Origin of the sequence: Pseudomonas sp. DVZ6 (assembly GCF_024259445.1) — a bacterium.
Classification (GTDB): Bacteria; Pseudomonadota; Gammaproteobacteria; order Pseudomonadales; family Pseudomonadaceae; genus Aquipseudomonas; species Aquipseudomonas peradeniyensis.
In genome coordinates, this window is the sequence record NZ_JANCLM010000029.1 from 21,105 (window position 1) to 42,246 (window position 21,142).

Annotated in this window: 22 protein-coding genes and 1 riboswitch; of the genes, 1 reads left to right on the plus strand and 21 read right to left on the minus strand. The window is 66.7% G+C overall.

The genetic code is table 11. The features are described from left to right. Nucleotides 1-12 precede the first annotated feature (12 nt). From NMG10_RS17050 to cobO, 15 genes are all read right to left on the minus strand, one after another. Nucleotides 13-564: a glutathione peroxidase gene (locus NMG10_RS17050; protein WP_186712762.1), complete on the minus strand. Its 552-nt coding sequence runs from the start codon at nt 562-564 to the stop codon at nt 13-15. Nucleotides 565-610: 46 nt separating this feature from the next. Further along, nucleotides 611-733: a hypothetical protein gene (locus tag NMG10_RS25960; RefSeq protein ID WP_267813785.1), complete on the minus strand. Its 123-nt coding sequence runs from the start codon at nt 731-733 to the stop codon at nt 611-613. Next, nucleotides 730-1,932, minus strand: coding sequence for an MFS transporter (locus NMG10_RS17055; RefSeq protein WP_186712761.1), 1,203 nt, complete (start codon nt 1,930-1,932; stop codon nt 730-732). Before NMG10_RS17055 ends, NMG10_RS25960 begins: the two co-directional genes overlap by 4 nt. Before the next feature lie 64 nt (nt 1,933-1,996). Further along, nucleotides 1,997-2,401 carry a MarR family winged helix-turn-helix transcriptional regulator gene (locus NMG10_RS17060; protein ID WP_203647674.1) on the minus strand — a complete coding sequence of 135 codons (405 nt, stop codon included), beginning with the start codon at nt 2,399-2,401 and terminating at the stop codon, nt 1,997-1,999. A 42-nt stretch (nt 2,402-2,443) separates the two neighbouring features. Further along, nucleotides 2,444-3,634, minus strand: a complete 1,191-nt coding sequence (locus tag NMG10_RS17065) for a glycoside hydrolase family 5 protein (RefSeq protein WP_254464765.1) — start codon at nt 3,632-3,634, stop codon at nt 2,444-2,446. 232 nt (nt 3,635-3,866) lie between these two features. Further along, complete coding sequence (locus NMG10_RS17070; RefSeq protein ID WP_254464766.1) at nt 3,867-4,601, minus strand: adenosylcobinamide-GDP ribazoletransferase; 735 nt, start codon at nt 4,599-4,601, stop codon at nt 3,867-3,869. A gap of 1 nt (nt 4,602) precedes the next feature. Then, a complete protein-coding gene (cobC, locus tag NMG10_RS17075; RefSeq protein WP_254464767.1) occupies nt 4,603-5,172 on the minus strand; it encodes an alpha-ribazole phosphatase family protein in 570 nt (189 codons plus the stop codon). Beyond that, nucleotides 5,169-6,224: a nicotinate-nucleotide--dimethylbenzimidazole phosphoribosyltransferase gene (cobT, locus tag NMG10_RS17080; RefSeq protein WP_254464768.1), complete on the minus strand. Its 1,056-nt coding sequence runs from the start codon at nt 6,222-6,224 to the stop codon at nt 5,169-5,171. The genes cobC and cobT overlap by 4 nt, the downstream gene beginning before the upstream one ends. Then, nucleotides 6,221-6,742 (minus strand): bifunctional adenosylcobinamide kinase/adenosylcobinamide-phosphate guanylyltransferase, encoded by a 522-nt coding sequence (cobU, locus tag NMG10_RS17085; protein ID WP_254464769.1) that lies wholly within the window; start codon nt 6,740-6,742, stop codon nt 6,221-6,223. Before cobU ends, cobT begins: the two co-directional genes overlap by 4 nt. A gap of 1 nt (nt 6,743) precedes the next feature. Beyond that, complete coding sequence (locus NMG10_RS17090) at nt 6,744-8,198, minus strand: cobyric acid synthase (RefSeq protein WP_254464770.1); 1,455 nt, start codon at nt 8,196-8,198, stop codon at nt 6,744-6,746. Further along, on the minus strand, nt 8,195-9,187 hold the full coding sequence (cobD, locus tag NMG10_RS17095) for a threonine-phosphate decarboxylase CobD (RefSeq protein ID WP_234560836.1): 993 nt from the start codon (nt 9,185-9,187) through the stop codon (nt 8,195-8,197). Before cobD ends, NMG10_RS17090 begins: the two co-directional genes overlap by 4 nt. Continuing rightward, nucleotides 9,180-10,088, minus strand: a complete 909-nt coding sequence (cbiB, locus tag NMG10_RS17100) for an adenosylcobinamide-phosphate synthase CbiB (protein WP_203647681.1) — start codon at nt 10,086-10,088, stop codon at nt 9,180-9,182. The genes cobD and cbiB overlap by 8 nt, the downstream gene beginning before the upstream one ends. Continuing rightward, the gene (bluB, locus tag NMG10_RS17105; protein ID WP_234560838.1) at nt 10,085-10,735 is read right to left on the minus strand and encodes a 5,6-dimethylbenzimidazole synthase; all 651 of its coding nucleotides are present in this window, start codon (nt 10,733-10,735) and stop codon (nt 10,085-10,087) included. The genes cbiB and bluB overlap by 4 nt, the downstream gene beginning before the upstream one ends. Further along, entirely contained in the window at nt 10,732-12,027 is a 1,296-nt protein-coding gene (locus tag NMG10_RS17110; protein WP_254464771.1) for a cobyrinate a,c-diamide synthase, read from the minus strand. The genes bluB and NMG10_RS17110 overlap by 4 nt, the downstream gene beginning before the upstream one ends. Beyond that, entirely contained in the window at nt 12,024-12,635 is a 612-nt protein-coding gene (gene cobO / locus NMG10_RS17115; RefSeq protein ID WP_236247923.1) for a cob(I)yrinic acid a,c-diamide adenosyltransferase, read from the minus strand. Before cobO ends, NMG10_RS17110 begins: the two co-directional genes overlap by 4 nt. 112 nt (nt 12,636-12,747) lie before the next feature. Further along, nucleotides 12,748-12,967, minus strand: a riboswitch (cobalamin riboswitch). Nucleotides 12,968-13,121: 154 nt separating this feature from the next. Between cobO and NMG10_RS17120 the strand changes: the two genes are divergently transcribed. Continuing rightward, on the plus strand, nt 13,122-13,700 hold the full coding sequence (locus NMG10_RS17120) for a hypothetical protein (protein WP_254464772.1): 579 nt from the start codon (nt 13,122-13,124) through the stop codon (nt 13,698-13,700). 11 nt (nt 13,701-13,711) lie between these two features. On the opposite strand, the gene NMG10_RS17125 is transcribed toward NMG10_RS17120, so the two are convergent. The 6 genes from NMG10_RS17125 to NMG10_RS17150 form a co-directional block, all read right to left on the minus strand. Next, complete coding sequence (locus tag NMG10_RS17125; RefSeq protein ID WP_254464773.1) at nt 13,712-16,282, minus strand: DUF6543 domain-containing protein; 2,571 nt, start codon at nt 16,280-16,282, stop codon at nt 13,712-13,714. Nucleotides 16,283-16,434: 152 nt separating this feature from the next. Continuing rightward, on the minus strand, nt 16,435-16,968 hold the full coding sequence (locus NMG10_RS17130; RefSeq protein ID WP_254464774.1) for a C40 family peptidase: 534 nt from the start codon (nt 16,966-16,968) through the stop codon (nt 16,435-16,437). A gap of 146 nt (nt 16,969-17,114) precedes the next feature. Beyond that, a complete protein-coding gene (locus tag NMG10_RS17135; protein ID WP_110736398.1) occupies nt 17,115-17,750 on the minus strand; it encodes a C40 family peptidase in 636 nt (211 codons plus the stop codon). A gap of 125 nt (nt 17,751-17,875) precedes the next feature. Continuing rightward, entirely contained in the window at nt 17,876-18,580 is a 705-nt protein-coding gene (gene hda / locus NMG10_RS17140; protein ID WP_203647685.1) for a DnaA regulatory inactivator Hda, read from the minus strand. A 208-nt stretch (nt 18,581-18,788) separates the two neighbouring features. Further along, complete coding sequence (locus NMG10_RS17145; RefSeq protein WP_254464775.1) at nt 18,789-19,862, minus strand: AI-2E family transporter; 1,074 nt, start codon at nt 19,860-19,862, stop codon at nt 18,789-18,791. Nucleotides 19,863-19,873: 11 nt separating this feature from the next. Next, nucleotides 19,874-20,929, minus strand: a complete 1,056-nt coding sequence (locus NMG10_RS17150) for a DUF2066 domain-containing protein (protein ID WP_234560841.1) — start codon at nt 20,927-20,929, stop codon at nt 19,874-19,876. Nucleotides 20,930-21,142: the final 213 nt, after the last annotated feature.

Below are 21,142 nucleotides of genomic sequence, written 5' to 3' on the forward strand. Positions count from 1 at the left end.
CCAGGTACCCCCTCAAGGCTGCGAAGCAATCGCCTTGTCGATCGCCGCCCTGAACGCCGGATCATCCGGCTTGGTCAGGCTGGAGAAGTTGCCGATCACCTTGCCCTTGCGATCCACCACGTACTTGTAGAAATTCCACTTCGGCGCGCTGCTCTGCCGGGCCAGCTCGACGAACAGCGGGATCGCGTCCTTGCCGCGCACCGGCTGGGCCTTGGTCATGGTGAAGGTCACGCCGTAGTTGGCGTAACAGACCTTGGCGGTCTTGTCGCTGTCGGCGTCTTCCTGCTTGAAGTCGTTGGACGGCACGCCGAGCATTTCCAGGCCCTGTTCGTGGTAGTCCTTGTAGGTCGCCTCGAGTCCTTCGAACTGCGGGGCGAAGCCGCAGTAGCTGGCGGTGTTGATCACCACCAGCGGCTTGCCGGCGAAGCGCTGGCACAGGTCGATCTGCTCCTTGCCACGCAGCTCCGGCAGGCTGCCCTGGAGCAGTGCCGGGCAGTCGGCTGCCCAGCTCGAAGTGGCGGCGGCCAGGGCCAGCAGGGGGAGGGTCAGCCAGCGGGCATGCATGATAGCGGTCTCCTGCACATGATTCCTTGAATGTGCAGGGTAGCGCTTAACACAGGCTCATGCCCAACTGCATCAACGCCAGCCCGCCCTTGTGCCAGCCCCACCACACCAACGCCAGCACCAGCACGGCGGCGACCAGCATCAGGCCACGCCCGAGCAGGCGGTTCATGCGGCCTGGGCCTGCAGACGGGCGACCGGGCGTTCACGCACTGGCCAGTTGAGGGCCGCGGCCAGCAGGCTGAGCAGGATCGAGATCTGCCATACCAGGTCGTAGCTGCCGGTCTGGTCATAGACCACCCCGCCCAGCCAGCCACCCAGGAACGCGCCCAACTGGTGGAACAGGAACACAATGCCGCCGAGCATCGACAGGTTGCGCACGCCAAACAGCGTGGCCACGGTGCCATTGGTCAGCGGCACCGTGGACAGCCACAGCAGGCCCATGGCAATGCCGAACAGGTAGGCGCTGAACTGGGTCACCGGCGCCCAGAGGAACAGCACGATGACCACGGCGCGCAGCAGGTACAGGCCGGTCAGCAGGCGCGGCTTGGACATGCGCCCGCCGAGCCAGCCGGCGGTATAGGTGCCGACGATATTGAACAGGCCGACCAGCGCCAGCACGGTGGTGCCGGTGATCGCCGGCAGGTGCTGGTCGACCAGGTAGGCCGGCAGGTGCACGCCGATGAACACCACCTGGAAGCCGCAGACGAAAAAGCCCAGCGCCAACAGCCAGAAGCCGGAGTGCGAACAGGCCTCGCGCAGCGCCTGGCCGAGGCTCTGCTCGGCGCCATGGCTGGGCAGCGGTCGATCACGCAGCATACCTACGAACGGCACGATCAGCGCCACCATCAGGCCCAGCACCAGCAAGGCCGCCGACCAGCCCAGCCACTGGATCAGGCCGAGGGTGCCGGGGAGCATGGCGAACTGGCCGAAGGAGCCGGCGGCGCTGGCGATGCCCATGGCCATGCTGCGTTTCTCCGGCGGCACGGCGCGCCCGACCACGCCAAGGATCACCGAGAACGAAGTGCCGGACAGGCCGATGCCGATCAGCAGGCCGGCACTCAGCGACAGCGACCAGGCCGAGTCGGCCATGCCCATCATCACCAGTCCGGCGGTGTAGAGGATGCCGCCGATCACCACCACCTTGGCCGCGCCCAGACGGTCGGCCAGGGCGCCGGTGAACGGCTGGGCCAGGCCCCAGATCAGGTTCTGCAGGGCGATGGCGAAGGCGAACACCTCACGACCCCAGCCGAATTCGGCACTCATCGGCGCCAGGAACAGGCCGAAACCATGTCGCACCCCCAGCGACAACGCCAGGATCAGCGCCGCCCCCACAAGTACCCAACCGCTGCTCCGCCAAAGGGAAGTCATTGTCGTTGTCTCCAGCCCATCGCAAGGTTGATACGGGTATATACCCGCTTTCTATCGTGGTCGTTCAGGCAAGCTGCTCCAGCAAGCGCACCAACTCGTCACGCTGGCTTTCACCCAGTCGCTCCACCAACTGCCTCTGAGCCTGCTGCCAGGCCGGGTAGGCGGCGTCCAGGCGCGCCCTGCCCGCTTCGCTCAGCAGCACCACGCGGTTACGCTGGTCGTCGCCGTCGGCAAGACGCACCAGGCCATCGGCCTCGAGCACCTTGAGGTTGCGGCCCAGGGTGCTACGCTCCAGGCCCATGGCCTCGGCCAGGCAGGTGATGCTGGGGCGATCGAGGCGCTGCACATGGCGCAGCAGGGAAAACTGGGCGACATTGATGCCGAAGCCGGCAAGCGCCTCGTCGTAATGCCGGCTCACCCCACGGGCGGCGCGACGCAGATGGGTGCAGATGCATTCACTGGTCAGCATGGTTACGTGTATATACCCGCATTATGGATGTTGCAAGAAATTTCACGGTATCGGTTTAGGTAGCAGGCGCTGGCGGATCGGCTCGAACTCGGCCGTGGCCTTGCGCGGCAAAGGGTCCGGCGCGGCGTTTTCGATGGCTTGCCAATAACGCCACGGCACCTTGGCCGATCCCAGTTCGTAGTCCATGCCATCCCAACTGTCCTCGCGGAAGCTGTAGAAGGCCCAATGCAATTGCTGGCGATCCAGCACCGCGAGCACATCCTCCAGGTATTGTCGGCACCCGGGCAACCGACGCATGCAGCCAAACTCCCCCACCACAAGGCGCGAACGCGGCAACTTGATCGAATCGGCCCAATCCACCGGCTGTTGCAGATAGCGGGCGACCTGCTCGGCATCCCACTGCCGGGTCTGCCCGGCAAACGGCACAGGCCCCGGATAGGCGAAAGGTTGCTCGCGAGCAAGATTAGGCGCACTGGTGGCGGCATAGGGTTCGTACATGTGCACGCTGTACAGCACACGCTCATCCGCCAACGCCTTGGGCCAGTAGCCGAAGGCATCGGCGGCGGCGTACCAGCCGGCATCGACCATGACCGGCGTCTTGCCGTCGACCTTGCGGATCGCCGCCAGCAACTGCCGATAGAGCGCCGGCAGGTCACGCGCCCCGCCCTGCTCGCGGGCGTACCACTGCTTCATCCGATCGAGGTCGGCGTGCTCGGCCAGGTTTCCCTGTTTCTCTGGAGCGGGCTCGTTGATGAGGTTGTACGCGGCAACAGCCGGGTGGTCCTTGAGGGCCTGGGCAACGTCTCGCCAGAAACGGGCGGACTGGGTCCAGTAACGCTTGTCCTGCCAAAGCCTGTCGTCGAAGCGGTTCTGGTTGTTCTGCGCCCAGCGCATGCCGGGGAGCGACAGCGGCGTGATGACCACCTTGAGGCCGGCGGCGTGGGCGCGGTCCAGCACCGCGATGAGCTGCTTCAGGTCGGCGTCGGCCAGGCCCTGGTAATCGTCGGCGTTGCCCAGCAGGAAGTCGCGTTCGGCCGGGTGCCATTTATCGTAGGAGAGGCGTACCCAGCTGGCGCCGTAGCCTTTCAGCGCATCGAAGTAGGCCTGGTCCGGGGGCAGGCGGTTGAAGCTGTTGCCGCCGTGGCGGGGGGTGTTCCAGAAATCGATCAGGTCGGCGGCGGTGGCGGGTATGGCGGCAAGGGCCAGCAGGCTGGCGAGTATCCAGGGGTGCATGGCGGGGGCTCCTGATATTTGGAGGGGCGAACGAGGATAGCCGCATTACGTGGGGATGGTTTCCGAGATCCATGCAGGACACGTCCGCTTTCTGTAGGAGCGGCCTTGTGCCGCGAAAGGGCCGCAAAGCGGCCCCGGCGATCATTGCATTAACGCTGAAATCCTGGGGTCGCTAGGCGGCCCTTTCGCGGCACAAGGCCGCTCCTACACAGGGGAACGTGTCGGCCTGAAGCTATGCGCGTAGTGCCAGGGTAATTACCACCGTCAATTCCAGCAGTTCCAACAGCGCCCCGGCCGTGTCCCCTGTGGTTCCACCCAAGCGACGGCACATCAGCTTACGCAGCCACACGAATACCACCAACGCCGCCAGCAGTGGCCACAGCACCGCCCAGCCTCCCAGCGCCAGTCCGGCCAGCGCAGAAACCAACAATACCCAGATCGCGCCGCGCCGGGGCAGGTGTTCGGCCAGGGCCGCACCCAACCCACCCGCACGCACGTAAGGCGTGCCGAGAAACAGCCCAAGCATCGCCGCCCTTCCCACCACCGGCGCCAGTACCAGCAGGCCGCCAGCGCCCCGCTCGACCAGCACCCAGAGGGCACAGAACTTCAGCAGCAGCACCAGCACCAGCGTGACCACGGCAATCGGCCCGCTGCGCGGGTCCTTCATGATCTGCAAAGTGCGCTCGCGATCACCGAAGCCCCCCAGCCATGCGTCGGCGCTGTCAGCCAGGCCGTCCAGGTGCAGCCCGCCGCTGAGCAGCACCCACAGCGCCAGCAGCAAGGCCGCGTGCAAGGGCGCCGCGGTGCCTTGCAGCAGATGGCTGGCCAGCCACAACAACAGGCCGAACAGCAGCCCCACCAGCGGATAGCACAGCAGCGAACGCCCCATCTCGCGAGGCTCCGGCATGCCCGGCAAGCGTACCGGCAAGCTACTGAGGAACTGCAGGGCGATCCAGAACGGCAGCATCTCAACCCACCTCGCGCATCTGGCCGTCGTTCTCCAGCATCAGGCGAGCCAGCATGCCATGCCCGACCTCGACCTGAAGCAATTGCTCACGCGGCAAGCCACGTGCCCGCGCCAGGAGAAGACGCATCACCCCGCCATGGGTGACCATCAGCACGCGCTTGCCTGCGTACGCACGGCGCATGCCCTCGACCGCCGCCAGCACCCGTTCGGCAAAGGCCAGCACCGGCTCGCCGCCCGGCGGGGTGAACGCATACGGCTCATTCCAGAACTGCCCCAGGGCATCGGCGTCAACCTGCATGATCTGCGCGGCGCTTTGCCCTTCCCACTTGCCGAAGTGCAGCTCGCGCACACCGGCCTCGCGCAGCACCGGCAAGTTCAGGCGCGCACCCAGCTCATCGGCGAACGCCGCACAGCGCTGCAACGGCGAACTGACCAGCACATCCCAAGGGCCGGCCTCGGCGACAGCCTGGCGCATCTGCGCCCAGCCAGTCTCGGTCAGGGCGTCGTCGAGGCTGCCGCGCAAGCCGCCACCCAGTTCCGTCTCGCCATGGCGCAGCAGTTCGAGGATCATGCCGGGCGATCCGCCACCGCCGCCTCGGCGAAGGTCGCCATCTGTCCGTGCAGGGCGCAGGCCAGGCGGATCAGCGGCACCGCCAGCGCCGCGCCGCTGCCCTCGCCCAGGCGCAGGCCCAGGGCCAGCAGCGGCTGTGCCTCCAGGGCCGCGAGCAGGGCCTTGTGCCCCGGCTCGGCGCCCTGGTGGGCGAACAGCAACCACGGCAGGCACTGTGGATTGAGGCGTACCGCCACCAAGGCGGCGACACTGCAGATGAAGCCATCGACCAGCACTGCCACGCCATGCTGGGCGCACGCCAGGTAGGCACCGGCCAGGGCGGCGATCTCGAAGCCGCCGACACAGGCCAGCGCCTGCAGCGGCTGGTCGGCACGCAGGCCGTGCAGCACCAGGGCACGCTCAATCACCTCGGCCTTGTGCCGCACGCCGGCGCTGTCCAGGCCGGTGCCTGGGCCGCTCAGTTCACGCGCCGGGCAGCCCAGCAACGTACTGGCCAGCGCCGCCGCTGCGGTGGTGTTGCCGATGCCCATTTCGCCGCCGATAAACAGCTGGGCGCCGTTATCGAGTGCGCGCAAGGCGCTGTCGCGACCGGCCTGCAACGCCGCAGCCAGTTGCGCGTCGGTCATCGCCGGCTGACGGGCGAAGTTGGCGGTGCCGGGCCCGAGGTTCAGGTGATGGACACCGGGCAGTTGCAGGGTCGGGTCGATGGTACCGAGGTCGACCACCTCCAGTTGAGCATCCAGTTGGCGCGCCAGCACGCTGATCGCCGCGCCACCGCCGACGAAGTTGCGCAGCATCTGCCCGGTCACCGCCTGTGGATAGGCGGAGATGCCCTCCTCCACCACGCCATGGTCACCGGCAAAGACCGTGATGGCGATGCGTTCCAGGCTGGGACGCTCGCGCCCTTGCAGGCCGGCCAGGCGGATTGCAAGGTCTTCGAGCTGGCCGAGGGAGCCGGCCGGCTTGGTCAGTTGCTGCTGACGGGCGCGGGCCTGGTCCATGGCGGCGGTGTCGAGGGGTTGGCAGGCATCACGCCACCACATCTGGGTCATAGGGCAGGTCCTTTGAGCATGAGAGGGAGGCCGGCCACGGTCAACACCACGCGCTGGCAGCGTTCGGCCACAGCCTGGTGCAGCGTGCCCGCCAGGTCGACGTAGCGACGGGTCAGTTCACCCATGGGCACCACGCCCAGGCCGGTTTCGTTGCTGACCAGGATGACGGTGCCCGGCAACTGCGCCAGGCACTCGAGCAGTGCGTCGCGCTCCTGCGCCAAGCGCAGGTCATCCTCGAGCATCAGCAGGTTGGTCAGCCACAGGGTCAGGCAGTCCACCAGCAGACAGCGTCCTTCGGCGGCTTCGGCACGCAGCACATCAGCCAGCGCCACGGGCTCCTCCACCAGACCCCAATGGGCCGGACGGCGCTCGCGGTGCAGGCGCACGCGTTCATTCATCTCGCCATCCAGCGGCCGGCTGGTGGCGATGTAGGTCACCGGCAGGCCACTGGCCTCGGCCAGTTGCTCGGCCAGGCGGCTCTTGCCCGAACGGGCGCCACCGAGGATCAGGTTGCGCATGTCAGGCGACTCCACACAGTTGGCGCAGGTGCGCGGTATCCAGATGCAGCTCGACCAGATCGGCCAGACGCTCGATATCGCGTTCGCGCAGGGCCTCGTAGTCGATGGTCTGCACATCGGCCAAACCTGCCCAGCGCAGCAGCGCGGCGCACGACTGGCTGCCCTCGAACAGGCCATGCAGGTAGGTGGCGAGGATCTGTCCGTCGGCGCTGATGGCACCGTCGGCGCGGCCATCGGCCAGTTGCACCGCCGGACGCTCCAGCGCCGGTCCCTGGGTGACACCGGCATGTATCTCGTAACCCGACACCGGGCTCTGTTCGAGGTCGAGCGTGCCCGTGACATTGCGCAGTTGCTTCTCGGCCTCCAGCACGGTGCTGTAGGCCAGCAGGCCGAGGCCCGCGCTGGAGCCGGCGGGCCCTTCCAGGCCCAGTGGGTCATGCACCTGCTCGCCGAGCATCTGCAGGCCGCCGCAAATGCCGATGAGCTTGCCGCCGTAGCGCAGGTGCCGGGCGATGGCGGTGTCCCAGCCACGCTCGCGCAGTTGCGCCAGGTCGCCGCGCACGCTCTTGGAGCCTGGCAGGATGATCAGGTCGGCGGGCGGGATCGGCTGGCCCGGGCCGATGAACTGCAGGTCCACCTGCGGATGCAGGCGCAGCGGGTCGAAGTCGGTGTGGTTGCTGATCCGCGGCAGCACCGGGACGATCACCTTGAGCACGCGCTCGCCCTTCGTCCCCTGGCGGGTATCGATACCGTCCTCGGCCTCCAGGTGCAGGTCGGTGACATAGGGCAGCACCCCCAGCACTGGCTTGCCGGTGCGCTGCTCCAGCCAGTCCAGGCCCGGTTGCAGCAAGGCGATGTCGCCACGGAAACGGTTGATGACAAAGCCCTTGACCCGCGCCTGTTCGCTTGCCGACAGCAGCTCCAGGGTGCCGACCAGGTGGGCGAACACGCCGCCCCGGTTGATATCGGCCACCAGGATCACCGGGCAGTCGACCGCCTCGGCGAAGCCCATGTTGGCGATGTCGCCGGCCCGCAGGTTGATCTCCGCCGGGGAGCCGGCACCTTCGACCATCACTACCGGATAGGCTGCGCTCAGGCGCTCGTGGGACGCCAGCACCGCCTGCATGGCGATGGCCTTGTAGTCGTGGTAGGCGACGGCGTTCATGCTGGTCACCGCGCGGCCATGGACGATCACCTGGGCACCAGTATCGCTGTTGGGCTTGAGCAGCACCGGGTTCATGTCGGTGTGCGGCGCCAGCCGGCAGGCCTGGGCCTGCACCGCCTGGGCGCGGCCGATCTCGCCGCCGTCGGCGGTCACGGCGCTGTTGAGGGCCATGTTCTGCGGCTTGAACGGCACCACGGCAACGCCCTGGCGCAGCAGCCAGCGGCACAGGGCGGTGACCAGCGTGCTCTTGCCGGCATCGGAGGTGGTGCCTTGCACCATGAGGGTGGTCATGCCGATTCCTTCTGGTAGTCCGCCAGGGCCTGGGCCAGACGTTGTTCGTCCGCCGCCGTGGCAGGCAGGCCGAAACGCAGCGCGGGCGGCTGCTCGAACAAGCGCACCAGGATGCCACGGCGGGCGAGAAATTCATGCAGGTGCGCGGCACGCTCATCACGCACGTACTGGAACAGGTCGCAGCCACCGCTGGGTGGCAGGCCTGCACCATCAAGCAAGGTGGCCATACGCTGGCTGGCCTGGGCGCAACGGGCAATTTGTGCCTGGTGCGCCGCGTCGTCGGCAAAACACGCCTGCCCCAGCACACGGGTCGGGCCGCTGACGGTCCAGGGCCCGAGTGCCTCGGCCAGGCGTCGCAGCACATCCACCTGGGCGACGACAAACCCCAGCCGCACACCGGCCAGGCCGAAGAACTTGCCGAACGAGCGCAACACGATCAAGCCCGGTTGCCCGGCCTGATCGACCACACTGTGTTCGGGCGTGTTGTCCATGAAGGCTTCGTCCACCAGCAGCCAGCTACCGCGCTCGGCCAGGCGCGTATGCCAGGCCAGCAGGCGTTCGCGGGTCACCCGGCGGCCAGTAGGGTTGTTGGGGTTGACCAGCACCAGCACGTCGAGGCTGTCGAGCACGTCCTCGACCTCGGTCTCGTCCAGTTCGACCAGCGTGTGCCCTGCCCGTGCCCAGGCATGCGGATGCTCGGCATAGCACGGCGACAGGACCCCGACCCGCCCGACCGGGCGCAAGTACGGCAAGGCCTGGATCGCCGCCTGGGAACCGGCCACCGCCAGCAACGGCTGCGCGCCGTAGTACTGCCGCGCCGCCGCCTCCAGGCCATCCTCGGTCTCCGGCAGGCGGGCCCAGGCCTCCAGCGGAATCGGCGGTATCGGGTAAGGCCATGGCGCGATACCGCTGGACAGGTCGAGCCACTGCTCCCGAGGGATGGCGTACTGTTTCACCGCCCGCAGCAGGCGGCCACCGTGTTCAAGCATTCAGATAGGCTCCCACGCAGATCAACAGCACCCACAGCCACACGCCGCGCTGCACCAGGCTCCAGCCGCGCTCGATGGCATCGGCGTCGGCCATTGGCCCTTCACCCAGGCGCGGCCGTTCGTGCAACTCGCCGTGATACACCGCCGGGCCGCCCAGCTCCACGCCCAGCGCACCGGCCCCCGCCGCCATCACCGGGCCGGCGTTCGGGCTGTCCCACAGCGGCGCCTGGCTGCGCCAGCAGGCCAGGGCCAGGCGGGTCTTGCCCAGCAGCGCATAGGTCAGCGCCACCAGCCTGGCGGGAATATAGTTCAGGCCATCGTCGATGCGCGCCGCGCACCAGCCAAAGCGCTCGAAGCGCTCGTTACGATAGCCCCACATCGCGTCCAGGGTATTGCTCAGGCGATACAGCACCACCCCCGGCGCGCCGGCCACGACGAACCAGAACAGCGCGGCGAACACCGCGTCGCTGCCGTTCTCCAACACCGACTCAGTAGCCGCCCGGGCCACGGCGGGCTCGTCCAGCTCGCGGGTCTCGCGGCTGACCAGGTAACCGACGCGCCGCCGCGCCTCGGCCAGGTCGCCCTGGCGCAGCGCCTGGGCCACCGGCAGCACATGCTCGCCCAGGCTGCGCAGGCCCAAGGCGCAGTACAGCGCCAGCACATCCACCAGCCAGCCGATATACGGCAGCCACGACAGGATCAGCGCCAGCAGAGTCAGCGGCACCACGGCCAGGAACCACGCGGTAACGCCATGGCTGCGCCAGCCGCGCCCGCCGGCGTTGAAACGTTGTTCCAGGCGCGAGGCGAAGTTGCCGAAACCCACCAGCGGATGACGTCGACGCGGCTCGCCCAGCAGCGCATCCAGGGCCACGCCCGCCACGGTCAGCAAGGCCACGCTCATGGACGCTCTCCCCAATGGTTTTCGTACAGCATCTCGCTCAACGGTCGTTGCTCGGCCCAGTCTTCCAGTACCAACATCGGTGCCGGATAGAACTCGGTCACCGGCCCCAGGCACAGCACCGCCATGGGCTTGGCGCCGGCGGGCATGCCCAGCAGCTCGGCCAGGGCCTGGGGGTCGAACAGCGACACCCAGCCCATGCCCAGCCCTTCGGCACGCGCCGCCAGCCACAGGTTCTGGATGGCGCAGGCCAGCGAGGCCAGGTCCATCTCGGGCAAGGTGCGGCGACCGAAGACGTGCGCCTCGCGCTTGTCCATCAACGCCGCCACCAGCACTTCGGCGCAGTCGTTGATGCCTTCGACCTTGAGCTTCATGAATTCATCGGAGCGCTCGCCCAGGGCCTCGGCGGTGCGTACCCGCTCCTGCTCCACCAGCGCCTGGATCCGCTCGCGCAATGCACGCTGGCTGATACGGATGAAGCGCCACGGCTGCATCAGGCCCACGCTGGGTGCCTGATGGGCGGCGGCGAGCAGGCGCCCGAGCAACTCGGGGGCCACCTCGCCCCCGGCGAAATGGCGCATGTCGCGGCGTTCGCCAATGGCCCGGTAGATGGCCTGGCGTTCGGCTTCACTGTAGGCGTGTCGGCTCATGGTCGCAGCAGCGCCGCCGCCGCATCGGGGTTGGAGGGGAAATAGAAGTGCACGTAGGAGGCGGTCAGGCGCCCCAGGCGATAGACCGCCTCGTTGCCCCGTCCACCGTTGGGGCTCAGGCCACGGGCGATCGGCGTCAGTTCGGTGCTGGTCAGCGAATGGTGGTAGGTGTGGCCACGCAGGGTGCCTTCAGGCAGTTCGACCGCCTGCAGGGCCAGGGCCGCCAGACGCTTCTGCATGGTCGCCTCGCCCGACAGCAGACCCAGCAGCGCCGCACGCACGCCGCCCACATCGGTCAACGCGTCGAGCAGGTAGAGCATGCCACCGCACTCGGCCAGCAGCGGCTTGCCGGCGGCATGATGGGCGCGGATCGCCTCCAGCATCGGCGCGTTGGCGGCCAGGGCCTGGTGATGCAGCTCAGGGTAGCCGCCGGGCAGGTAGAGGCTGTCCACCACGGGAAGCTCGCGATCATGCACCGGCGAGAAGAACTCCAGCTGCGCACCGAGGCCGCGCAGCAGGTCGAGGTTGGCACCGTAGGTGAACGCAAAGGCTTCGTCGCGGGCCACGCCGATGCGCACCCCGGTCAGCGACGAGGTCACGCTCACCGGCTCAGGCCCGGCAAAACTGACCGGTGGCGGCAACGCGGCATCGCAGCTGGCACCGAGCGCTTCGGCGGCAGCGTCCAGTCGAGCATCCAGATCGTTCAACTCGCTGGCCTGGACCAGGCCGAGGTGGCGGCTGGGCAGCTCGATGCCGCGCTCGCGGGACAACCCGCCGTACCAGCGCAGGCCTTCGGTCAGGCTGCCTTCGAGCAGTTGCGCATGGCGCAGGCTGCCGACCCGGTTGGCCAGCACCCCGGCGAACGGCAGGTCGGGCTGGTAGCGCGCCAGGCCCAGGGCCAGGGCGCCGAAGGTCTGGGCCATGGCCGTGCCGTCGATCACCGCCAGCACCGGCACGCCGAAGTGGCGTGCCAGGTCGGCGCTTGACGGGGTACCGTCGAACAGGCCCATCACGCCTTCGATCAGGATCAGGTCGGCCTCGCCCGCCGCTTCCCACAACAGGCGACGACTTTCCTCGGCGCCAATCATCCACAGGTCGAGCTGGTAGACCGGCGCGCCGCTGGCGCGCTCCAGGATCATCGGATCGAGAAAGTCAGGCCCGCACTTGAACACCCGCACCTTGCGCCCGAGGTTGCGGTGCAGGCGAGCCAGGGCGGCGGTGACCGTGGTCTTGCCCTGGCCCGAGGCAGGGGCCGCGATCAGCACGGCGGGACACTGGCGCGACTCACTCACAGTTCGACGCCCTTCTGCGCGCGGATACCGGCCTGGAAGGCGTGCTTGAGCATGCCCATCTCGGTGACGGTGTCGGCCAGTTCGATCATTTCCGGCTTGGCGGCGCGACCGGTGACGATCACATGCTGCATCGGTGGACGGGCCTGGATATCCGAAAGCACCTGATCGAGGTCCAGGTAGCCATGTTTGAGAGCGATATTCAGCTCATCGAGCACGACGAACTGGATCGACGAGTCCTGCAGCAACTGCCGCGACACCGCCCAGGCTGCCTCGGCGGCGGCAATGTCACGCTGGCGGTCCTGGGTTTCCCAGGTAAAGCCCTCGCCCATCACGTGGTAGCGCACCTGCTCGGGGAAACGACGGAAGAACAGCTCCTCGCCGGTACTGTTGCGGCCCTTGATGAACTGCACCACGCCGCATTGCATGCCGTGGCCCAGGGCGCGGGCGAGCATGCCGAAGGCCGAGCTGCTCTTGCCCTTGCCATTGCCGGTCAGCACCAGCAGCAGGCCGCATTCGTTGGGGGAATTGGCGATGCGCTCGTCGATGATCGCCTTCTTGCGCTGCATGCGCGCCAGGTGACGTTCGTCGCGTTCGATGGATTCGCTCATCAGGGGTCTCCGCAGGCTGTCGCGGCGGCGGCGACAGATAAAAGGCAGGCAGACGAGGAGCGCGCAGGGGGCATGGCAACGGCCACATCGCACCGCGCATCACCCTCCGTGATGCCGTTTGGCAGTGACAGGCCGGTCTCCGGGCTCATGAGCGGGCGCAGGCCCTGGCCACGCGCCTTCCCGGACTTGGAAATCCAGTGGCCTTGCGTAACCGTCGACTCATCTACCGTTGCGGGGGCAGCGCCGGGCTCGCGCCTGCTGGCGCCCACCGGCTTCCCAGTTTCACCCTGCCGAACCGCGGCTCGCAGGGCACCTGAAACACGCCGCGAAGGTTAGAGGGTTGAATCGGGAGCGTCAATCGAACGAGGGCCGATCTGGCCTGGATCAATGGCCGATCCGCCAGCTTGTGCCACACTCAAAGCAGTGATATCACATAGCCACCATTTTATCGGCTGACCTCGATCACAATGACAAGGAGAGCGCAGCATGCAAGGCCTGATCATCAACAACCCGCGCCTGGAGTTCCTGCGCCCGGCTCTGGAACGCTGGGTCGACTGCATCGACCGCTTCAACCAGCTGCAGGGCGACAACGAGGCACCCTACTGGCACGGCACCGCCGCCAACGTCGGCCTGCTCGCCGCGGCCGCCTGGCAGGGTGAGCTGGTGGCGCTGGAACGGCACATGAGCAAGAAGCAGCGCGACGAGGGCGAGCGCGATGGGCGCTGCGACCTGTCGATCAGCAGCGCCGAGGAGTCGCTGTACCTGCACGCCGGCCAGCGCTGGCCGCGTATCGCCCGCCTCGACCTGACGGCGGCCCTGCAGGAAACCGCCGCCCCGGCCAAGCCGATAGCCTATGGCAGCCAGCTCAAGGCCGGGGCGTTGTTCGTCACCCCGTGGAAGGCCGGCCAGCATGCCAGCCCCGAGGAACTGCAGGACCTGGTGGACGACCTGCAAAAGCACACGGCCTGCGCGATAACCTGGTACTTCCCATATGCCTACCGCAAGCTGCATAACGAACTGGGACAGTACTATCCCGGGGTGGCATTGCTGCTCAAGCAGGCTTGATCGGCGCCGCCTCAGTTGGCAGCGGCAGCCGGCGGGTCGACGGGAAAGAAACGCTCTGCCAGCCCAGGCGTCCTGAATCGCACCTTGTAGGCCTGTTCGTCGAACAACAGGCCTGTGCGCAGATCGTAGACAGGCCCGACAGCAGGCTTGGGCACCTGCTGGAGCGTGACATGGACGAAGCGATAGTGCTCACCGTAGACCTGCTCCAGGTTGTCGATCCGGAAGTAGTGTCCCGGCAGGAACAGGGTCTCCCCTTCGTCCCAGTAAAGCGAGAATGCGCTGATCGGCGTGCCCTCCTGGTAACGCCCCAGGGGCAGCTCGAACACCACCGACGTGTCGTCGAACACCCCCGGCAGGTGACCGGGTGCATTGACCGAAGGTTGCGAGGCGAACTCGGCGACCTTGTAGGGATTCTCGGTAAACGAGGTCAGGTCGGTATTGACCAGCACATCGCCAACCCGTATCCGGCCATTGCGATAGTGTTCGCCACTGGTGCCACGCGAAGCATGCCCGCCACGATACAGGCTCACCTCACTGCTCTCGGGCAGTTGCTCCAGGGTATCGGCCAGCTTGGCGATGTAGTCATCCTCGTCGCCATAGCGGTACGTGCCTGAGCGGAACACATCGTTCACCCTCGACTCGTCGCTGGTGTAGTACTCGATCAACGAATTGAAGTACTCGCGATCGTAACGGTAGGAATACTGGACAACGCCCTCCATCCGCACGCAATCCAGGCCATGCTCGTCCAGCTCGGGAACCTGGTCGCGCGCCAGGCGTGGAATAGGCTGGGGCTCCAGCAATGCCTTCTGGCGGTGCAAGGCATTGGCGGAAAACGCCTTGGCCCGCGCGTCATCCACCACCACGTGGCGGTTCCAGAAGCGCGAGGTGGCGCTGGGCATGCCTTCGACGACGGGAGGCGCGCCACCGGCCAGCCGCGGCGGCACCAGCAGCTCCCATTCGTTACCGTCGTTCAGGCGCACCGGGTACAGGGGGCCAAAGGCAAAGGGATTATGCGCGGGCACCACCTGCCAGACCCGCAGCTCATGGTTGTAGCGCACCCGGTAGGACAGGCCGTTGAGCATGATCCAACAGCTGCCGTGCGCATCGACCCTGATACCCCGCAAGCGCCCGCTGCCTTGCAACTCCCCCCTCGGCAACACGTTGCTCTCTCGTCCTTCCACCGGCAGCGTGGCGGTCTGCGCCACCTGCCAGCGCTCCAGGTGCACATCCATCTCGCCGGCCGGCGTTTCATAGGCCAGTGAGGCAAAGCTCGACTGAAACCCCAGATCGACCATGTTCAAGGCGGCGAACAGGCTGTCGAGCATGGCATCGCGCAGGGCGCTCTTGCGGCTCTGCTCATCCGCGGCATGCAACGCCGCATCGATGTCCAGGCCCACCTTGCCCAGGCTTGCCCCCAGCAGCATCAGGGTCATTGGCCAACCGAGCGGGGCAAAGCCGCCGAACACCTTGATGAAGACAGACAGGTAACCGCTCCACATCGCCTTGCGCAGGTCGGCATTGCCCAGCATCGCTGCGGCGTTGTCATTCATCTCGCCGGTGGCCTGGCTGGCCAGGTAGGTGAAGATATCGTCGCTGATCGGCCTTTTCAGGTAACCGAGCAACACCCGTGCCGCTTGCTCGCTCGCACTGTTGGCGATGCTTAGCAGGTGGGTCCTCACCGAGTGGGCGCGCGCGGGATCGCGGGCATCGGTGTGCGCCGCCTTGACGTAGCTGGCCAGGGTGTCGGCATCCTGCAACTGTTCACGCAGCCAGCCCGCCATGGCCTGCTCGGAGTCGAAGCTCTTGAACGCGTCGCTCGCCCAAGGGCGGTACAGCAGCGTCCGCCCCGTGTCGGTCGCAAAGCTGTAGAGGCAACCACGATCGCCGCGATCGAGCACGTAGCGACAGGCCGAAAACGGGTGCGTGGTGCTGGCCTGTTTCAGCTTGTCCAGGGTCGGCAGCACGCCGCCCTGCAGGCCGTCGGCGACCATCGCCCGCAGCAGCGTCCAGTCGCTTCGACTGATACGTCCGGCCCGCACCGCGCCCGCCCCCTGCCCCAGCAGGTTGACCTTGGCCAGTACGCGAAAATGCTGCGAGCAGGTGTTCCAGAAGCGGCTGATCGCGCCGCGGTAGGCAACGGCGAAGTCCAACGCCCAGAGATCCTCCTGGACCTTGCTGGCAAGCATTGGCACTTCATTGTGTTCGTCGAAACGATCGGCCTGCCGACCCTGGCGGTAGAAACCACCGTACAGGTCGAGTTCGTCGGTCGCTTCCTGGAAATGCGCATCGAAGCGCTTGATCACCAGCTCGACCAGGTGCATCGACTTCAGCGGCGGGCCGCTGTGCTGCCAGCCGGTGAAACTGCGGTGACTGGAACTGGCGGTGGCGAACTGGTGCCACCAGATGAACCGTGGATCGATCGGCTTGCCCGTGTGCTTGAGCACGATGCGTTGCGCATGCTGGGAGGCCAGCACATAGGGGTCGGGGTATTCGCGAATGATCTCGTCGACCAGGCGTACCAGCGGCCGCCCCGCGTCCAACGCCTCGAGACTGCGCTCCACACGCTCCTTGATACTGCTCATGATCCACTCCCGGGATGTCGTTGTCGGACGGACATCCTGGCTCGACGGGAAATGGCAGACGCGGTAGAAGATTGTCGCAGCACCCGCGAAGGCGGTGGATCCTATGACGCGATTGCGGGTAAATCCGCTCCCACAGGCTTAATGAAGCGCCATCAAGGATTCTGCGCCAGGTGGCCCGGCGGCAGTACGCGCTTGGCCTGGAGGTAGGCCTTGGCCCAGTAGCTGTTGGACAGGTAGTCCAGGCGCACGGTCCCGCCCGTCGACGGCGCGTGCACGAAGCGCCCTTCACCGACGTAGATGCCGGCGTGGCTGACCTGCGAACCGCCGCTGGTGGCGAAGAACACCAGATCGCCCGACTGCAGCGCATTGATATCCACGTTCGGCGCGCGCATGACGATCATCTCGCGGGTCGAGCGCGGCAGGCTGATACCCGCCGCGTCACGGTAGACGTAGCCGATCAGGCCGCTGCAATCGAACCCGGCATCCGGCGTGTTGCCACCCCAGCGGTACGGCGTGCCCACCAGGCCGATGGCGCGGAACAGCACATCGTCAGCCGCAGGCGAGGAAGGCGCTTGATTGAACACCATCGGCGACTTGGCTACCGGTGCCGGTGCGGGCGCACGGCTGGAGCAGGCAGCAAGCAGGGCCACCAGGGAGAGGAATGCGAAGCGCGCCAACATCGCCATGATGCGAACGTCCTGTCAGGAACCCCACGGCCACGGCCGAAGGTAAAAAGAGTTGAGAATTTAGATTAGACGTTTTCTGTAAATGCGCACGGCGGCGAGCTTTTCAGCTACGCCGCCGTGCGAGGTTACAGCATTTTGATATCAAATCAATTGCGCGAGATCGTGGTCGGCGCCATGGCGAGCGCGCGTTTGGCCTCGATGAAGGTCTTGCTCCAGTAGCGATCGCCCAGGCTGTCGATGCGCACGCCACCGCTGCGGCGGCTGCTGGAGTGGATGAACTGGTTGTCACCCAGGTAGATGCCGGCATGGCTGACACGGCCACGGCCGTTGGTGCTGAAGAACAGCAGGTCGCCGGGCTTGAGCTTGTTGCGGGCGACCTTGGGCGCGTCGACGTTGATCATCTCGCGGGTCGAGCGTGGCAGGTTCATGCCCGCCTCTTCGCGGAACAGGTAGCCGATGAAGCCGCTGCAATCGAAGCCGGACTTCTCGGAGGTGCCGCCGAAGCGGTAGCGGGTACCGATCAGGGCCATGCCGCGCTCGAGAATGCTGTCGGCCAGCACAGGCAGCTGGTAGGGCTTGCTGTTGCTGGAGAAGGCCTCGAGGTCGTCTTCGCTGGCCAGTTCTTCCTCGGTGAATACGGAAGAGGCGGAAGCCTTGGCCTTGACCGATTGCTCGGCAGCCACGCGGTGATCCTGCGAGGGTGCGACCGGGCCGGTGGAGGCGCAGCCGTAAAGAAGGGTGACAAGTGCAAGTGGCACGAGGGGTGCGAAGCGCTTCAGCATGGGCACGACCGTGTCTGTAGTCCTTTAGAAGGGGGAAACTATGCCTTCTATCGGACTCATTTGCAAATTTTATCGAAAAAGATGTGACTTTTCCGTTTTGGCGCTCTGGCACCGTGTTCTCAGGGTCACCAGCCGAGGGTTTCCTTGAGGAACGGGATGGTCAGCTTGCGCTGCGCCTGCAGGGAGGCCTGGTCGAGGCGCTCGAGCAGGTCGAACAGCGCGCTCATGCTGCGCGTACCGCGGGTGAGGATGAAGTGGCCGACTTCGTCGGTCAGGTGCAGACCGCGGCGCGAAGCACGCAGTTGCAAAGCGCGCAGCTTGTCCTCGTCGGACATCCCGCGCATCTGGAAGATCAGTGCCAGGGTCAGCCGCGACTTCAGGTCGGCCAGCTTGATCGGCAGCTCCCGCGGCGAACTGGACGCCGCCAGCAGCAAGCGTCGGCCGCTGTCGCGCAGGCGGTTGAACAGGTGGAACATGGCCTCTTCCCAGTCCGCCTTGCCGGCAATCACATGCAGGTCGTCGATGCACACCAGTTCGTACTGTTCAAGGCGGTCAAGCAGTTCGACGCCGCGATCGAGCAGTTGCGCCAGGGGCAGGTAGACGGCGGGCTCACCCAACTGCTGGAAACGGTGGGTGGCGGCCTGCAACAGATGGGTACGGCCCACGCCCTGTTTGCCCCACAGGTAGATGAGGCTCTCGGTCCAGCCGGCGTCGGCTTCGCACAGCCGCTCGACATAGCCCAGTGCCGCGGCATTGGCGCCGGGGTAGTAGTTGATGAAGGTGGCGTCGTCGCGCAGACGCACACCCAGGGGCAACTGGATCGGTTTCATGCTCGCGGGCGGTCGCGGGGACCACAGGGGGCCTTTGATTAACAGTGTGCAAAGTCTATACCCGCAGCGCGGACGGCACAATCGGCGAGGGGAATAGCGCAAGTAAAATCAATTAGTTGCACTACTTTTAAAGCTTCGCGGGGCAAGCCCGCTCCCACGCTGGTACCCCTCACAGGTCGGCGTGGGAGCGGGCTTGCCCCGCGATGGGTCATAGCTCCGGGTCGATCTCCCCGGCATACATGTCCGATTCCTTGTACAGGTCATGCACATGCCGCAGCAGCACCATGATCACCGCCGCCACCGGCAACGCCAGCAACACTCCGGTGAAACCAAACAGCTCACCGCCGGCCAGGATCGCGAAGATCACCGCCACCGGGTGCAGGCCGATGCGGTCACCCACCAGCAGCGGCGTCAGCACCATGCCTTCGAGGGCCTGCCCGACCATGAACACCGCAACGATGCCCAGCATCGGGTAAAGCTCGCCGCCGAACTGGAACAACCCGGCGACCAGCGCCGCGCCGATGCCGATGATGAAGCCCATGTACGGCACGATCGCCGCCAGCCCCGCGAGCATGCCGATCAGCAGGCCCAGTTCCAGGCCCACCAGCATCAGGCCGCTGGAATAGATGACGCCCAGCGCCAGCATCACCAGCAACTGCCCACGCACGAACGCCCCCAGCACCTCGTGGCACTCGCCGGCCAACCCCACTACCTGCGGCTCGCGCTGGCGCGGCAGCAGGCTGCGCAGCTTGGCCATCATCAGGTCCCAGTCGCGCAGCAGGTAGAAGCCCACCACCGGGATCAGCACCAGGTTGGCCAGCCAGCCGATCAGCGCCAGGCTCGAGGCGGTGGCCTGGGACAACAGCACGCCGACGATGTCGGTGGTCTGGCCCATGTGCTCGCCGATGGCGGCCTTGATCTTGTCGAACTTCCAGAAGCCATCGGCCAGGCCCAGGCGGCTCTGCACCCAGGGCAGCGCCACGTGCTGCAACCAGTCGAGCATCTGCGGCGCCAGCTCGTACAGGCGTAGCAGCTGCTTGGCCAGCATCGGTACCAGCACCAGCAGCAGGGCCAGGAAGATCAGGGTGAACAGGCTGAACACCACCACCACGCCCCAGGTGCGCGACAGGCCGAGCCGCTCCAGGCGGTCGACCAACGGGTCGGCCAGGTAGGCCAGCAGGATGCCCACCAGGAACGGCGAGAGGATGTTGTGCAAAAAGTACAGCAGCCCGGCGACCACAAAAGCCGCGCCCAGCCAGATCCAGCGACGCATATCAATCATTCAAGTATTCCTTACCAGCGAAAACGCAGGCCGTCGAACGGCTTGGCGGCGGTGGCCGGCGGCGTTGCGCCGGCCGGGTCCTGCGCGCTTGGCACAGGTGTGGCGGGAGCAGGCTCGGCGGGCAGCTCCTGGAGCTTGGCCAGGCTCAACTGCGCGCGCAGCTGTTCGCGATTGCCGCTGACGCGGTAGGTCAGGGTGCCACCATCGGCCATCTGCAGCCGCGCGCCATAAGGCTCGAGCACCCGGCTCAGCTCGGCGTAGCGTTGCAGGTTCATGCCCTGGACCTGCACCTGCAGGTCGCTGCTGGCGCCGGGACGGGTGACGTAACGCGGCGCCAGGCGATTGCTCACCGCCAGCAACACGGCATCGGCCAGGGCCGACTGGTCGGCGCCCTCGGCGCTGCCCTGCTCGCGCTGATCGCCCAGCCACAGCTGCCACTTGCCCTGCCACTTGCCGTCGGCCTCATGGGCGTGTACCGCCAGCAGCGCATCGGCGCCATAGCGTTCGGAGGCCTCGCGCAGCGGTGCCGGGTCGTTGCCTTCGAGCAACTTGGCATTGGCCACCAGTTGCTCCTGCAGGTCGGCCAACGGCAGGCGCAGGGGCAAGCCACGGTGCTGGGCGGCCCGACGCAGGGGTTCGGCGACGGCCTGGCCATCGCCGACCAGGTTGCTGCCCTCGACGCTGTCGTTGAGCCACCAGCCAAGGATCGACGGCCGGTTGCTGCCCCACAGCGCCAGGCCAGCCTGGCGCAGGGCGCGCTCGGTGCTGCCGGGGTCGAATTCGACCAGCACCGACTCCGGCGGCCCGGCTTCGGTGCCGACCTGGTTGATGATCTGCTGCGGGTCCTTGCGCAGCGCGGCCAGTGCCGGGTTCTGCGCCGCCTTGGGATCGCCGGTCAGGCGCAGCACCAGGGTATCCAGGGCCTTGCCGGTGGCCTGGGCGCGGGCTTCGCTGCCCTGCCCTTCGACCGGTTCGCGCACCTGATACAAGCCGGAGACGGTTTCGGCCTGGGCGACGGTGCCGGCCACAGCCAGGCAGGCGCCCGCGAGGAAATTGAGAAGACGCATTGAGGATTCCTGTCCAGATGACCTTGGGGCGACACGCCCTTGCCTGTCGGCTGTGACCGCGCAACCACGGAAAATGCTCCGCGTTGCCGGCCCGTTACGTGGGTCGCCATGCCTATACCTTATACAGGCACCGGCGCGGCAACCAGTCGCACGGGGTGAAACACGGTTTTTTGCCCAGATTTCCCGCCTGCCCGTCGGCCTGAGGATGGCCGC

What these genes read in the sequence shown, in the direction of transcription:
- cobD (WP_234560836.1), bottom strand. Translation starts at nt 9,187, where the DNA reads ATGCTTGAACACGGTGGCCGCCTGCTGCGGGCGGTGAAACAGTACGCC.
- cobU (WP_254464769.1), bottom strand. Translation starts at nt 6,742, where the DNA reads ATGCGCAACCTGATCCTCGGTGGCGCCCGTTCGGGCAAGAGCCGCCTG.
- NMG10_RS17050 (WP_186712762.1), bottom strand. Translation starts at nt 564, where the DNA reads ATGCATGCCCGCTGGCTGACCCTCCCCCTGCTGGCCCTGGCCGCCGCC.
- NMG10_RS25960 (WP_267813785.1), bottom strand. Translation starts at nt 733, where the DNA reads ATGAACCGCCTGCTCGGGCGTGGCCTGATGCTGGTCGCCGCCGTGCTG.
- NMG10_RS17135 (WP_110736398.1), bottom strand. Translation starts at nt 17,750, where the DNA reads ATGCTGAAGCGCTTCGCACCCCTCGTGCCACTTGCACTTGTCACCCTT.
- NMG10_RS17125 (WP_254464773.1), bottom strand. Translation starts at nt 16,282, where the DNA reads ATGAGCAGTATCAAGGAGCGTGTGGAGCGCAGTCTCGAGGCGTTGGAC.
- cbiB (WP_203647681.1), bottom strand. Translation starts at nt 10,088, where the DNA reads ATGAGCGTGGCCTTGCTGACCGTGGCGGGCGTGGCCCTGGATGCGCTG.
- hda (WP_203647685.1), bottom strand. Translation starts at nt 18,580, where the DNA reads ATGAAACCGATCCAGTTGCCCCTGGGTGTGCGTCTGCGCGACGACGCC.
- NMG10_RS17060 (WP_203647674.1), bottom strand. Translation starts at nt 2,401, where the DNA reads ATGCTGACCAGTGAATGCATCTGCACCCATCTGCGTCGCGCCGCCCGT.
- bluB (WP_234560838.1), bottom strand. Translation starts at nt 10,735, where the DNA reads ATGAGCCGACACGCCTACAGTGAAGCCGAACGCCAGGCCATCTACCGG.
- cobC (WP_254464767.1), bottom strand. Translation starts at nt 5,172, where the DNA reads ATGATCCTCGAACTGCTGCGCCATGGCGAGACGGAACTGGGTGGCGGC.
- NMG10_RS17150 (WP_234560841.1), bottom strand. Translation starts at nt 20,929, where the DNA reads ATGCGTCTTCTCAATTTCCTCGCGGGCGCCTGCCTGGCTGTGGCCGGC.
- NMG10_RS17130 (WP_254464774.1), bottom strand. Translation starts at nt 16,968, where the DNA reads ATGGCGATGTTGGCGCGCTTCGCATTCCTCTCCCTGGTGGCCCTGCTT.
- cobO (WP_236247923.1), bottom strand. Translation starts at nt 12,635, where the DNA reads ATGAGCGAATCCATCGAACGCGACGAACGTCACCTGGCGCGCATGCAG.
- NMG10_RS17055 (WP_186712761.1), bottom strand. Translation starts at nt 1,932, where the DNA reads ATGACTTCCCTTTGGCGGAGCAGCGGTTGGGTACTTGTGGGGGCGGCG.
- NMG10_RS17145 (WP_254464775.1), bottom strand. Translation starts at nt 19,862, where the DNA reads ATGATTGATATGCGTCGCTGGATCTGGCTGGGCGCGGCTTTTGTGGTC.
- NMG10_RS17090 (WP_254464770.1), bottom strand. Translation starts at nt 8,198, where the DNA reads ATGACCACCCTCATGGTGCAAGGCACCACCTCCGATGCCGGCAAGAGC.
- cobT (WP_254464768.1), bottom strand. Translation starts at nt 6,224, where the DNA reads ATGACCCAGATGTGGTGGCGTGATGCCTGCCAACCCCTCGACACCGCC.
- NMG10_RS17070 (WP_254464766.1), bottom strand. Translation starts at nt 4,601, where the DNA reads ATGCTGCCGTTCTGGATCGCCCTGCAGTTCCTCAGTAGCTTGCCGGTA.
- NMG10_RS17120 (WP_254464772.1), top strand. Translation starts at nt 13,122, where the DNA reads ATGCAAGGCCTGATCATCAACAACCCGCGCCTGGAGTTCCTGCGCCCG.
- NMG10_RS17065 (WP_254464765.1), bottom strand. Translation starts at nt 3,634, where the DNA reads ATGCACCCCTGGATACTCGCCAGCCTGCTGGCCCTTGCCGCCATACCC.